This window comes from Alkanindiges hydrocarboniclasticus, assembly GCF_001982605.1.
In the GTDB taxonomy this organism is placed as follows: Bacteria; Pseudomonadota; Gammaproteobacteria; order Pseudomonadales; family Moraxellaceae; genus Alkanindiges; species Alkanindiges hydrocarboniclasticus.
On sequence record NZ_MLCN01000018.1, the window covers coordinates 1 to 13,412 of the forward strand.

Here is a 13,412-nt window from a genome sequence, read left to right on the forward strand (position 1 = left end):
ATGTAGTTCTATGAAAAATTTAGAAAATACTGAGCAGATTAATTTCCATGGTTTAAATTTTAATGATAGAGAATATTTAATAGGAGATATTGAAGATAATATAAGTTCGAAATATTTTGAATTTAGTCAAACAGATAAATGCAATAATTATGTTAACTCTAAAAAAGCTATAGATCTATTATATAAAGATAAGAAATTAATATCTATTTTTATTGGTTATGGCAATAAATCCGTAGTTACTTCACACGGCATAAAAAATGGTATGACTGACAAAGATGTTTATGAAAATTATAAAGATTTTAAAGTTATAAAAGAGCATAGTGAAGGAGCTGGAGATAGTCAAGATGATTTTACCTATAAAATCCATGACAAAGAAAATAACCTAAAAAATGAAATTGTCTTTGATATAGTAAATGGCAAAGTTATGGGTATGCATGTCAGCCAAAAAGGCCTAGATGGCTATATTTGTGATGAGTAATTTATAGAAAATAAAACAAAAAGAAAAAACCTTATTTATTGAAATAATTGATTCATCTTATAACTCATAAATAAAATATTATATGTATAAAACTAGCTTATATCAGATTGGTAAGATTAATAATAAGATACTATTAAAAGATGATAATAAATATATTGGGTGAAAATGTATATATTTTTGAGGAAGTATCTGAAAGGCGAATTCACTATGATCTAAATGATATTGCCTCAATTAAGAAATGGTTAGATAAGTATTATTAATTGAATGTATAGCTAATTGAATGGTAAGCTATATAAAAATTATAGGATATTATGACATTAAAGTGGATTATTTACGCCCTTAATAAAGTTAACTTTTCTCTTTTATCCAATTCCCCCTTTTCATCTGCTCATTTTTTGACTAACCTAGCCTGCAAAACAATCGACATGCATCCATAAGGTATCAATCAATAGCTGCAGTCGATATAACACAAAAAATTGAGTTGGGGGAAAACTCATGTTTTGCAGTGAATGCCGTGCCCAGAATAATCTGGTAGCACGCTATTGTGTCGGCTGTGGTAGCGAATTAAAGCATTTCTTTATTGATAACACGCCAGCCTCAATGACGGTGTCAGCTTTTACCACGCATGATTCTACCGAGTCTGGTGCAGCGTATAAATCCTTGTCCAGAAAAGAGCAGTATCAGGCAGTTATTGGTAGCAATCAGGAACATTACCTGAAAAAGTTTCTGGAATTTGACCGTGAGGGTAAGGGCAGACCCAGCTGGCACTGGCCTGCCTTTTTTGTCACGTTTTACTGGATGCTCTATCGTAAAATGTGGCGTAATGCGCTGCTTTATTTTGTATTACCCTACATGACTTTGTTCATTATTGGAATAACGATTGCCATAATAGGAGGTGCTGTTGCACCGATTGCTGGCCTGTTATATGTAGGCTTAATGGTGGGTTTGTGGTTTGTGCCTGCATTTTATGCCGATGCCTTGTACTACAACCATTGCCGACAGGTAATTGCCAGTGCGCGCCAGCAAACCAGCCATCCCCATCGTTTGTATGGCGTACTCAGCACCCGTGGCGGCACCAGTAATTTATTTATCATTATTGTTGTTTTTATTTCATTTGTGATGATGGTGGGCATTCTGGCAGCCATAGCCATTCCTGCTTATAGTAACTATGTGCTCCGCGCCAAGACAACCGAAGCAGCAATGCTGGGACAAAAAGCCACCAGTGCTGTAGATCATTATTACCAGCGTCATCATCAGTTTCCATCCAGTATGCTGGACACTGAACTGACGAAAACCTTGCCGCAAGCAGTAAAAGCCATTGATATTGATAATCAAACAGGCCACATCAGTATCATGCTGTCCAACACGGGTAGCACGGATCGCGCGCTGCTATTTAAGCCTGTCATGCAGGTGGGCAATACCATAGTCTGGGGCTGTAGCGGACAGTATATTGCCAAAGTTAATTTGCCACGCCAATGCCAGTAGTTAGGGATAAACCGCCAGATATAAGCAGTTTCTTTAACCTGCCAATGCAGCGTAACGGGTCGGCTCAAAACCTACCAGAATATGCTCACCGCTGACCAGTACTGGCCGCTTAATCATGCTGGGATTGTCCTGTAAAGCCTGTAGCGTGTGCTGTGGACTGGATAAAATTGCAGTCTGCTGCTCTGGGCTAAACTTGCGCCAGGTGGTGCCCTTTTTATTGAGCAAAACGTCAAGGCCAACTCGACTGGCCCAGTGCTCAAGCGTATTTAAGTCAATTCCCTGTTTTTTATAGTCATGAAACTCATAAGCCAGTTGCTGGGCATCCAGCTGATCAAAGGCTTTTTTCATGGTGCTACAAGTTTTGATGCCATAAATCTTTAACATAGTGGCTTCTCAATAGATGGGCAGCACATGATAGTCAATGTTGCCAGCAAAAATCCAATGGGTGTCACCCCAGCCGATGAATGAGGATTTCCAGAGTTTTGAAAAAGCAATTTTTAATTTCTGGATAGTTTGACCATGCTGCAGGACACATATTTTTCCTGCTGGTTGGGGCCTAGAATATAGCAGGCTTCCTTACCCAGATCGTACTCATAAATCACATTGGTTGAATTCTGCTTGGTACTAAAAAAGCCCAGATAGGCAAAAATTGCGGCACAAACCAGCAATAAAATGGTCAGCAAGCTGTAGAGCGTCAGATGAAATTTATTAGAAAACATAGCGACTTTACTGATTTGTTATGGGGCTATAAAAAAATAGGCTGATAAAAACTGACAAAAAAATTAAAAAACATATTCAGCAAATGGAGAAAACCCGCGCCAATATCATCCTGATAGCGCGGGTCTCAAGTCAACGTCCTGTCTTTGCTTCCATACAGCTTTGTAATGTCCTACACTACAAAACCTTTTCATCCTACGGCAGTCCTTCCTTTCTGGTCATCCTGACCGACTTCCCTGTGCCGTAAGAGCATAATGCGCTTTTATCGTTTGTTTGAAAATAGTAAATTAACGTCATGTTCTGTACGCCTAGGCTTACAAAGCGTGAACACAGTCACAAAAGAAATGACTACGCAAAATTCACTTAGAGTACATAATCAATAACCACGGGTGCATGGTCACTAAAGCGTTCGTCCCGGTAAATAAAGGCATTGGCCACCCGGTTTCGCCAGTCCGGGGATACCACGTGATAGTCAATCCGCCAGCCGACATTGTTGGACCATGCCTGTCCCCGATTAGACCACCACGAATATTCCTGCGTAGTTGGATGATGAACCCGGAAGGCATCCACATAGCCTAATTCATTATATAAGGTGTCCAGCCACGCACGTTCATGCGGCAAGACGCCAGAATTTTTCTGGTTACCTTTCCAGTTTTTAATATCAATTTCTTTGTGCACAATATTGTAGTCACCGCACACAATGATGGATCTGCCCTGTTCGCGCCATTGTTTAAAATGAACCAGCATTTCCTGTAAAAATAAATCCTTGCGCGCTTGTGCGTCATCACCGCTGGAACCGGATGGTAAATATAGCGAGGCCACCACAAACTGCTGGTTATCATCTGTTTGAAACTCGGCAGCCGTAAACCGGCCTTGCGTGTCGCAAATCTCAAAACCCAGTCCATTGTTAATGCGGCTAAACGGATAACGGCTATAAATGGCCGTGCCGGAATAGCCGGGTTTTTCAGCATGACACAGGTGCATGTGCCAGCCTTCCGGTTTGTGTTCTTGTAGCCATTGATGCGGTTGCAGCCGGGTTTCCTGCATACAAACAATGTCGGCCCCCGAATTTTCCAGCCAGTTAAAAAAACCCTTGGCCGTGGCCGAGCGTAAACCGTTTACATTAATTGACACCACCCGAAGCATTTTTGCCCCAGTGCCTGAATCCTTTGCTATCATGCGCGCTGATTACCTTGTATACCTTAACCGTTGTGGTTAATAAACTATTGAATAAACAGGAGCCTGCCATGTCATCTGTTCAGCCTTTTAGTCCTCAAGCATTGATCGAACTGGCGTTAAAACGTGGTGTGCTCAAGTTTGGTGAGTTTACTTTAAAATCTGGCCGGGTTAGCCCCTATTTTTTTAATGCCGGCCTGCTTAATGATGGCGAGGCCTTGTCGTTGCTGGCGAGTGGCTATGCCGACAAGTTGATGAACTGTGAAGGCGTGAGCGTGATTTTTGGCCCAGCGTATAAAGGGATTCCGTTTGTAGCCGCCACCGCATCAGCCTTGTGGCATCAGCATGGCGTGAATGTACCATGGGGCTTTAATCGCAAGGAAGCCAAGGATCATGGCGAGGGTGGCATGCTGGTAGGCGCTGATGTGAAAGGCCAGCGCGTGTGGATTATTGATGATGTGATTACGGCGGGCACGGCCATCCGTGAAGTGGTTGATATCCTGCAACATGCCGGAGCAACCATTGCCGGTGTGCTGGTCGCGCTGGATCGTCAGGAAAAGGGACAAGGTGAGCTGTCGGCCATTCAGGAAGTGGAAAAACAGCTAAATATTCCGGTGCATGCGTTAATCACCATGCAGGATCTGATGGATTATTTAAAGAAAAATAACCGCAGTGATGACTTGGGAAAAATGCAGGCTTATCGCGAAAAGTATGGGGTGTAAGCTGGTTAAATAACATGCTAGTATGTACACACTGAATAAAAAATGGTGTGTACAGTGACCGAGTATATTACCCGTGTGTTTAAAAACGGCAATAGTCAGGCGGTGCGTATTCCGGCCGAATTACGCCTCAATAGTGACCGTGTAGAAATTTATAAAAATGAGCAGGGTGATTTAGTGATTCATCCGATTCCAGTTGCAAGTTCTCAAAAGGTTGGTGATGAAATTGCAGCAATTTTAGCGGATTTTCCTGACGATTTTATTGAGACACTGGAACGTAATCAAAAAGAAGCAACGAGTATTTTTGATGAGCCAGAGCACGAACCCTTATGATTTATATGGTTGATACAAATATATTGATCTATCAAATGAAAAATATGTTTCCTCAGATAGCCGTACGAATCAATATGGCCGAGGAACAGGACGCTCAGTTGGTAATGTCATTTGTCACTTATACCGAATTGCTCAAAGGTGCGGAAAACAGCACACAAAAGTTAAAAGTTTTGAAGCGGATTGCGCAGCTGGCAGAGAAAATTAAAGTGGTATATCCAAACAATTCAAAAATTTGCCAGCACTATGCAACTCAATTTCAACAGTTAAAGCAAGCAGGCACACCCATTGGTAATCATGATTTGTGGATTGCCTGTCATGCCTTGGCTGAACAAGCTGTTCTGGTGACCCATAATGTGCGTGAGTTTCAGCGGATTGATGGCTTGGTGATTGAGGATTGGGCTGAAGAAAAATAAACGTAGTGATGATTTTTCGAGAAAGCAAACATGCAAGGGAGTGGTTAGGGTTTAAATGCTTAGGATTAATATAAGAATAATCGCATGTATTTATTGATAATTTTTATGTGTAAAAATGATTAACTCAAGTGTTGTTTTCAAAGTCAAAACAATTGAGAAATTATGGTTTTTTATTATTTTAACTAGAGTATTTGCTTCGATTCTAATGCCAATTCTAGAGTTTCTAGGATATGGAAAAATTTATATGGTTATAAAAGCTTTTTTACATCTTTTTTGTCATCAACTAACTTATAGAAACATTAACTTTTATGAGTACCCATTAGGAATTTGCAATAGGTGTTTTTCTTTCTATATATCTTTGGCATTTTTTTAGGATTAAATGTATTTTATAGCCTAACTCTTAACATGAATAGAGCTATAGGTACATTATTGATGCTGCCTCTATTCATTGACGGAAGTTTTCAATTTTTGCTACAATTAGAAAGCACCACAGGGATGAGAATTATTACAGTATTTCTTGCTGCAATGGGTTGTGCAGTATCGTTTGGAATATTAGAAAAAAGGCAAAAAATTGAAAATTAAATGGTTAATATTTTCCGCTATCCTATTTTTTTCAACTGTAGGATATGCGGATAGCTATGATGACCAAGTTGCCATAAGAGAAGCAGCCAAGCAACTACATAATTATGATTCTGCGAGAATGCAAGAAGCGCAGGGCAAGTATAATCAGAGTTCCTATAGATCATCTTCTAGCTCTGATGATAAAATTGCTGGCCTTATTTGTCTATTTGCTATAGGTACAATGTGTTATTTTGCATTTATACATCCTCGCCTAAAGGAACAAGATACACGCGAAAATCTTCAACCTCGTTATTTTGATCCTAATACCTTGACGCAAGCGCAAATAACCGAAAAGCTTCAAAAAGAAAAGCTTGCTGATGAAAATCTATTCGCTCAAGCGAGATCGCTAGGTTGGAGTGATGATAATGATCGCAAATGCGCTAAATGCTATGAAACTATAAAACTGCGAGCTTTAAAGTGTAAACACTGCCATACAGAATATAGCTTTGATGAGGTAGAGTCATATATAAAAGAATCTGCTTCAGACTTTATTTTGTCTATGAATATTAAAAACTCTTGATAATTATCATTTTTTCTCTTTTAGATAAAAACTTCTCAACAAAAAAAATGATCAGCTCAGCTATACTTCCGTATCTTTAAAAATTAGCGATAAAAAACAATGCGCGTTCTGGTTGTGATGGATCCCATCGAAAATATTAACCTCAAAAAAGATACCACGATTGCCATGTTGTGGGCGGCCAAGCGTCGTGGCCATACCTTGGGTTATGCATTGCAGGATGACCTGTTTATTGATGCAGGCAAAGCCTTTGGCACGATTGCGCCTTTAAATGTATTTGAAGATTATGCCGATAGAAACGGACATTATTTTGAGTTGGGTGACAAACAGCGGGAATCACTGGCCAGCTATGATGTAATCCTGATGCGCAAAGATCCGCCGTTCGATTTGCGCTTTATTTATAGCACTTATATTCTGGAACAGGCTGAACGCGAAGGCGCATGGATTATCAATAAGCCGCAGTCCTTACGTGACTGCAATGAAAAGCTGTTTGCCACCCAGTTTAGCGAGTTGCAAGTGCCAACCTTGGTCACTTCACAGGAAAGCCTAATCCGTGAGTTTTTAGCCACATATGGCGATATTATTGTCAAACCCCTGGATGGCATGGGCGGCACGGGTATTTTCCGCTTGACGGTGGGCAGTCCCAATGTGGGTTCAACGCTGGAAATGCTGACTATTTTGGGCACGCAGCCGATTATGGCGCAGCGTTATATTCCTGAAATTGTCGATGGCGATAAACGTATTTTAATGATTAATGGTGAACCCGTGCCGTATTGTCTGGCGCGCATTCCACAAGCAGGTGAAACACGCGGTAATCTGGCGGCCGGTGGTCGTGGCGAAGCCCGCCCTTTAACGGATAAAGACAAAGCCATTGCTGCCAAAATTGGCCCGACGTTACGTGAAAAAGGGCTGGTATTTGTTGGGCTGGATGTAATTGGCGAGTATGTGACTGAAATTAATGTCACCAGCCCAACCTGTGTGCGTGAAATTGATGCGCAGTTTGGCACTTCCATTGCCGATGACCTGTTTGCAGTGCTGGAACAGGGACGTCATTAATGCAGGTAAAGCCGCTTGAGCCGTTATCGCTTAAAACCTTGCTGAAAGAGTACCAAAAGCTGTTTCAGCAACAGCAGGGCTGGATCAAAGTGCCATTATGGACGCTGGCCTTAGCAACTGGTGCCAAGTCGTTTGTGGATAATCCGGTGCTGGGTAATTCCGCGTTTAATGAGGCTGGGCTACATGAGCTGCGCGTTAAGCTGGCCGCACAACTGGCCGCGCGCCGGCGCGCTAAATTAGCCAGATATTTAACGGTTGAGGATGCCCAGTTTTTTAACCAGAACGGTTTTATTCTTAAAGAAAATTTTTTACCCAATGATGAGTTTGCGCAATTAGAACAGGAACTGCTGGGCACCGAGCTGTCCGCGCGCGAAACCTTGCAGGGCAATACCGTGACACGGCGGATTCCACTGGATTATCAAAGCCTGCCACAGTTGCCACAAACCCGCCAACTGATCACACAACCTGCCCTGCAAACTTTATTAAATTATGTCGGTTCTTATCAGGTGCAGCCGATGTTGTATGTGCAAAGCATCTTGTCGCAAGTGCGTGAAGCCAATCCAGACCCGCAAACCAACCTGCATGCTGATACCTTTCATTCCAGCGTCAAGGCATGGCTGTTTTTAACCGATGTAGCCGAGGACGAAGGGCCATTTGTGTATGTACCAAGCTCGCATCAGTTAACGCCAGCGCGACTAAACTGGGAAAAGCAGCGGTCAATTGGCGCAGCCAAGGCAGACCGCATGAGCGCACGTGGATCGTTTCGTGTTACCGAGGCGGAACTTGAACAACTGGGCCTGCCAAAACCCAAGGCATTTGCAGTCAGAAAAAATACGCTGGTGGTGGCCGATACCTTTGGCTTTCATGCGCGCGGTAAAAGTGTGCGGCCATCTACCCGCATTGAGGTGTGGGCCTATGCACGGCGTAATCCATTTTTGCCATGGACGGGTTTTGACCCGTTAGCGCTGCCGTTTTTAAAGGATAAAATCATTCCGCTGTACTGGTGGGCACTGGATGAACTGGAAAGACGCCAGTGGCGCAAAAACCCGTGGCGACGAGTAGGCCGGTTGCGTGCAGGCGATCCGCCACGTTTTATCAAAAAATAGGATTGTCGTACAAAAATACTGGCAAATTGTGGGCTGGGCTGTTTAAGCTTGGGCTGAAATCCGGCTAGAATAAGCGCCTAATTGGCATACGGATATGCATTCATCAGGCAATACGGATAAATGTGTAAAAGCATAAATACAGGTGGTGTGTGGTTCAGGGGCAGGTAAAACAAATCAAGACTGTCATGATCATGGCAGCAGGCACAGGCGGGCATGTATTTCCTGCGCTGGCCGTGGCTGAAAACTTGCGCGCGCAAGACATTGAAGTTCACTGGCTGGCCACGCGCGCAGGCATGGAACACCGTCTGGTAGCACCAAGAAATATTCCGCTGCATCCGATTGATATTCAGGGCTTGCGCGGTAATGGCCTTAAGCGCTTAATCACGGCGCCGTTTAAAATTATGGCGGCTACCCTTGCGGCCATGCGCCTGATGCGCCAGTTAAACATTGACGCCGTGATTGGTTTTGGCGGTTATGTGGCTGGGCCGGGTGGACTGGCTGCGCGGCTGCTGGGTTTGCCACTGGTTATTCATGAGCAAAATGCCATTGCCGGCTTTACCAATACCCAGCTCGCACGTTTGTCAGCGCTGGTATTGCAGGCGTTTCCAAGTACCTTTGCTGAATCTGCTAAAGTCAAAACCACAGGCAATCCGGTTCGTGCCGATATTGCCAGCCTGCCCATGCCGGAAGTGCGTTATGCCGAGCGTGGCAATTTACCGCTAAATATTCTGGTAGTCGGTGGTTCGCTGGGCGCACAGGCCTTGAATGAGCGGATTCCAGCCGCACTGGCTGGCTTGGATATTCCCTTAAATATTATGCACCAGTGTGGCCAGCAGCAGTTGCAGGCCACCCAGCAGCGTTATGCCGATTTGGCCAGTAGCCAGCTTGCCGTGCAAGTGGTGCCTTTTGTGGAAGACATGGCGGCTGCCTATGCACGCGCAGACCTGATGATTTGCCGTGCAGGCGCATTAACAGTGACAGAGGTTGCCACGGCAGGTGTGGCGGCGGTGTTTGTACCGTTGCCCAGTGCGGTGGATGATCACCAAACTGCCAATGCCCGTTATCTGGTGGATTGCGGTGCGGCATTACTGTGTCCGCAAGCCAGCCTGACGCCGCAGTCGCTGCAGGCTGCGCTGCAACCCATCATGAAGCGTGCCACCCTGCAAGCAATGGCCGAGAAAGCCCGGCAGCAGGCGCATCCGCAGGCCACCCGTCAGGTTAGTGAACTTCTGTTGTCACTGTCGCATTAATTTTGTATTACGCCCAATTTTGAGTTCATTATGACGCCATCCAATATTTCATCCGCTCAGGCCAAACAACTGATCAAGATTCCGGAGATGCGTCGTATCCGGCATATTCATTTTGTGGGAATTGGCGGTGCTGGCATGTGTGGTATTGCCGAGGTGCTTAAAAATCAGGGCTACGATATTTCCGGTTCGGATTTAAAGCCCAGTAAAACCACCGAGCGCCTCAATGAGCAGGGAATTACCGTACATTTTGGCCATCAGGCCAGCAATATTGAAGGCGCTGATGTGCTGGTGGTGTCTACAGCGATTGACCGTGAAAACCCGGAAATCCGGCAGGCCATTAGCCAGCGGATTCCGGTGGTGCGTCGTGCTGAAATGCTGGGGGAGTTGATGCGCTACCGCCATGGCATTGCGGTGGCAGGCACGCATGGCAAAACCACCACAACCAGTCTGCTGACCTGCATGCTGGCCGAAGAAAACCTTGATCCGACTTATGTGATTGGTGGTTTGCTCAATCGTAGCGGCGTCAATGCCGCGCTGGGCGCTAGCCGTTATCTGGTAGCAGAGGCTGATGAAAGCGATGCATCGTTCCTGTATTTGCAACCCATGGCGGCGATTGTCACCAATATTGATGCGGATCACATGGAAACCTACGGTGGCAGCTTTGAAAAACTCAAAGACACTTTTATCCAGTTTTTGCATAACCTGCCGTTTTATGGGCTGGCGGTGGTGTGTGGGGATGATGCCGTAATTCGTGAGTTGTTGCCCCGTATTGGCCGTCCGGTGCTGACCTATGGTTTTGAGAATGAAAATGACATCCGGGCTGTGGATGTGGAGCAATCCGGCATGCAAACGCACTTTACTGTGCTGCGCAAGGAACGTGAACCACTGCGCCTGACCATTAACCAGCCCGGTTTGCATAATGTGCTGAATGCGCTGGCTGCCATTGGCGTGGCTACCGATGAAGGCGTGTCCGATGCAGCGATCAGCCGTGCGCTGGAAGGTTTTTCCGGGGTTGGTCGCCGCTTCCAGATTCAGGGTGAATTTGCCCAGCAAGACGGCAACATCAAACTGGTGGATGATTATGGCCATCATCCCAAGGAAGTGGAAGCCACCATTAAGGCGGCGCGTCAAAGCCACCCGGATCGCCGTCTGGTCATGCTGTTCCAGCCGCATCGCTTTACCCGCACCCGGGATTGTTTTGAAGACTTTGTCGATGTACTGTCACAGGTCGACGTGCTGTTACTGCTGGAAGTTTATCCGGCGGGTGAGAAGCCGATTGTCGGGGCGGATAGCCGCAGTCTGGCCCGCAGTTTGCGCTTGCGGGGACAGGTCGAACCGATTCTGGTAGACCCGGTGGAAAGCCAGTTATCTGTAGTGTTACAAAATGTGTTAAAGGCAAATGACCTGTTGCTGACTCAGGGTGCAGGCAATGTAGGCGCCATTTCAGTAGAACTGGCGCAGCAAGGCTTGTATTTAAAGACAAAATAGTTATTAAGCTGTCATACTGGGTGGTTGATCCCTGTGGGATGACAACAATTGTCAGGCCTGGTTTTGCAGTGAGTGCGGCCAAAAACAAATTTGGTCATTTGCGCAGATTTGTCTAACATGACGGACTGCTGCAAAGGAGTGCTCATGCTAGATTGAGCCTTTTTTGGTGCGACTAGCCCGGTCTGAATTTCGGGTCATCGTAAAAGAATGTTTTAAAAGATGGACGTATAGCGTGTCACACATACAAAGCACGGATTTTGGCAAAGTTGCCGTATTGTTTGGGGGTAACTCCGGCGAGCGTGAAGTTTCCTTAAATAGTGGGCAGGCTGTATTGCAGGCCTTGCTGGCACAGGGCATTAATGCAGAAGGCTTTGACCCTGCGGTACGTCCGATTAGCGAAATTACCGCCTATGACCGGGCCTTTATTGTGCTGCATGGCCGTGGTGGTGAAGATGGCCAGATTCAGGGTTTACTGGAATGGTTAAACCTGCCTTATACCGGTAGCGGGGTACTGGCCTCGGCGCTGGGCATGAACAAGGCCAAAACCAAACAGCTGTGGCAGGGCTGCGGACTGCCTACCGCACCTTACCGCTTGCTGGATCAGGATACTGATTTTGCGCAGGTGGTACAGGAACTGGGACTGCCACTGATTATCAAGCCCGTGCATGAAGGCTCCAGTATTGGCATGAGTAAGGTGGAAACCCTTGAACAACTCAAACCGTCCTATGAGCAGGCTGCTGTGCATGATGCAGTAGTCATGGCAGAAAGCTGGATTACCGGCCGTGAGTTTACAGTGGTGATCCTAAATGGTCAGGCCCTGCCAGTAATTCGCCTGCAACCGCCCGCAGATGTGGCGTTTTATGATTATGAAGCCAAATACCAGCGTAACGATACCCAGTATGGTATTCCCTGCGGATTAAGTAGTGAAGCTGAGCAGCAGTTACAAACACTAGCCGTGCGGGCATTTAATGCCGTGGGTGCCACTGGCTGGGGCCGCATTGATGCCATGCAGGATGAGCAGGGCAATTTCTGGCTGCTGGAAGTCAATACCGTACCCGGCATGACCGATCACTCGCTGGTGCCGATGGCGGCCAAGGCAGCAGGCCATAGCTTTGGCGAATTATGCCAGCTGATTTTGCAGCAAACCCTGCCAACTCCAGACGCGGGTTAAGGTCGTCATGGCACAGCTTCCCATTTCCATGCGCCGTAATAAAACCACTGCTGTACAGACACCCAGCAGTACCAACCGCTGGGAGCGTGCATCCTGGTGGGGAAGCTGGCTGCTGGTTATTCTGGCGGTAATTCTGTGCGGTGTGGGTTTCTGGACCATGCTCAATACCATCCGGCATGCGCCCGCTGCCACGGTTAAAGTGGTGGGAGATCTAAACCCGCTACAGCAACAGTTGCTGCAAAAAAAACTGCAACCTCTGGTTAAGGAAGGTTTTTTTACCACCGATCTGGAAAGCCTGCGTGATATGGCCTTAACCCTGCCATGGATAGACCGGGTTGTGGTAACCCGGCACTGGCCTAATGGCATGGTCATACGGGCCACGCCGCGCCACCCGATTGCCCGCTGGGGCAGTGGCCGTTTGCTCAGCGACAGTGGTCATATTTTTATAGAAGCGCGCTATGTAGACCGGCGTGACCTGCCGTTATTACATGGCCCGGCCAGCCACTCGATACAGTTAATGCAGCAATACCGGCAAATTAACCAGTGGTTTGCGCCATTAGGCATGCAACTGAAAGAATTGCACCTGACCGACCGCATGACTTGGTTTATGCAGTTTAACACCGGCATGCGTGTTATTGTGGATCAGGACCAGACCCTGACCAAGCTGCACCGTTTAAGCCAGCTGGGTGTCACAGAATTAAAAGCACAATGGCCCAGTATTGTGGCTGTTGATTTGCGTTACCGTAATGGCTTGGCCTTACAGTGGAAAAACACTCAACCGCCAAAAATTATAGGAGGCAAGTTTGTGGTTGAACCACAGCTGCCGGCGGTTACTCCCCTCGCTCAACCTGTGATCAATCCATGAGTAGAAGATTGATGATC

At 46.1% G+C, this 13,412-nt stretch carries 15 protein-coding genes; 12 read left to right on the forward strand and 3 right to left on the reverse strand.

The window, feature by feature from the left end; translation table 11 throughout:
• Both BKE30_RS07655 and BKE30_RS07660 read left to right on the forward strand, forming a co-directional pair.
• Positions 1-478: hypothetical protein (locus BKE30_RS07655; protein WP_227518372.1), on the forward strand; the 478-nt coding region annotated here is incomplete at its 5' end.
• Between the two features lie 495 nt (positions 479-973).
• The gene (locus BKE30_RS07660) at positions 974-1,963 is read left to right on the forward strand and encodes a DUF2628 domain-containing protein (protein ID WP_076878023.1); all 990 of its coding nucleotides are present in this window, start codon (positions 974-976) and stop codon (positions 1,961-1,963) included.
• Between the two features lie 33 nt (positions 1,964-1,996).
• Here BKE30_RS07660 and BKE30_RS07665 read toward each other — a convergent pair whose 3' ends face one another.
• The 3 genes from BKE30_RS07665 to BKE30_RS07675 all read right to left on the reverse strand — a co-directional run bounded on the left by BKE30_RS07665 (position 1,997) and on the right by BKE30_RS07675 (position 3,859).
• A complete protein-coding gene (locus BKE30_RS07665; protein ID WP_076878024.1) occupies positions 1,997-2,347 on the reverse strand; it encodes an arsenate reductase in 351 nt (116 codons plus the stop codon).
• A 113-nt stretch (positions 2,348-2,460) separates the two neighbouring features.
• On the reverse strand, positions 2,461-2,682 hold the full coding sequence (locus tag BKE30_RS07670) for a hypothetical protein (RefSeq protein WP_076878025.1): 222 nt from the start codon (positions 2,680-2,682) through the stop codon (positions 2,461-2,463).
• 361 nt (positions 2,683-3,043) lie between these two features.
• The gene (locus tag BKE30_RS07675) at positions 3,044-3,859 is read right to left on the reverse strand and encodes an exodeoxyribonuclease III (protein ID WP_076878026.1); all 816 of its coding nucleotides are present in this window, start codon (positions 3,857-3,859) and stop codon (positions 3,044-3,046) included.
• Positions 3,860-3,927: 68 nt separating this feature from the next.
• Between BKE30_RS07675 and pyrE the strand changes: the two genes are divergently transcribed.
• From pyrE to BKE30_RS07730, 10 genes are all read left to right on the forward strand, one after another.
• Positions 3,928-4,578 (forward strand): orotate phosphoribosyltransferase, encoded by a 651-nt coding sequence (gene pyrE, locus BKE30_RS07680; protein ID WP_076878027.1) that lies wholly within the window; start codon positions 3,928-3,930, stop codon positions 4,576-4,578.
• Between the two features lie 54 nt (positions 4,579-4,632).
• Positions 4,633-4,908 (forward strand): antitoxin, encoded by a 276-nt coding sequence (locus BKE30_RS07685; protein ID WP_227518373.1) that lies wholly within the window; start codon positions 4,633-4,635, stop codon positions 4,906-4,908.
• A complete protein-coding gene (locus BKE30_RS07690; protein WP_076878029.1) occupies positions 4,905-5,321 on the forward strand; it encodes a PIN domain-containing protein in 417 nt (138 codons plus the stop codon). The genes BKE30_RS07685 and BKE30_RS07690 overlap by 4 nt, the downstream gene beginning before the upstream one ends.
• A 571-nt stretch (positions 5,322-5,892) precedes the next feature.
• Positions 5,893-6,462 carry a hypothetical protein gene (locus tag BKE30_RS07700; protein WP_076878031.1) on the forward strand — a complete coding sequence of 190 codons (570 nt, stop codon included), beginning with the start codon at positions 5,893-5,895 and terminating at the stop codon, positions 6,460-6,462.
• Positions 6,463-6,561: 99 nt separating this feature from the next.
• The gene (gene gshB / locus BKE30_RS07705; protein ID WP_076878032.1) at positions 6,562-7,515 is read left to right on the forward strand and encodes a glutathione synthase; all 954 of its coding nucleotides are present in this window, start codon (positions 6,562-6,564) and stop codon (positions 7,513-7,515) included.
• Complete coding sequence (locus tag BKE30_RS07710) at positions 7,515-8,621, forward strand: phytanoyl-CoA dioxygenase family protein (RefSeq protein WP_083698492.1); 1,107 nt, start codon at positions 7,515-7,517, stop codon at positions 8,619-8,621. The genes gshB and BKE30_RS07710 overlap by 1 nt, the downstream gene beginning before the upstream one ends.
• Positions 8,622-8,770: 149 nt before the next feature.
• Positions 8,771-9,871, forward strand: a complete 1,101-nt coding sequence (murG, locus tag BKE30_RS07715) for an undecaprenyldiphospho-muramoylpentapeptide beta-N-acetylglucosaminyltransferase (RefSeq protein WP_143253682.1) — start codon at positions 8,771-8,773, stop codon at positions 9,869-9,871.
• A 30-nt stretch (positions 9,872-9,901) separates the two neighbouring features.
• The gene (gene murC, locus BKE30_RS07720) at positions 9,902-11,359 is read left to right on the forward strand and encodes a UDP-N-acetylmuramate--L-alanine ligase (RefSeq protein WP_076878033.1); all 1,458 of its coding nucleotides are present in this window, start codon (positions 9,902-9,904) and stop codon (positions 11,357-11,359) included.
• Positions 11,360-11,600: 241 nt separating this feature from the next.
• Positions 11,601-12,530, forward strand: a complete 930-nt coding sequence (locus tag BKE30_RS07725) for a D-alanine--D-alanine ligase (protein ID WP_076878072.1) — start codon at positions 11,601-11,603, stop codon at positions 12,528-12,530.
• Between the two features lie 7 nt (positions 12,531-12,537).
• A complete protein-coding gene (locus tag BKE30_RS07730; RefSeq protein ID WP_076878034.1) occupies positions 12,538-13,395 on the forward strand; it encodes a cell division protein FtsQ/DivIB in 858 nt (285 codons plus the stop codon).
• Positions 13,396-13,412 lie beyond the last annotated feature (17 nt).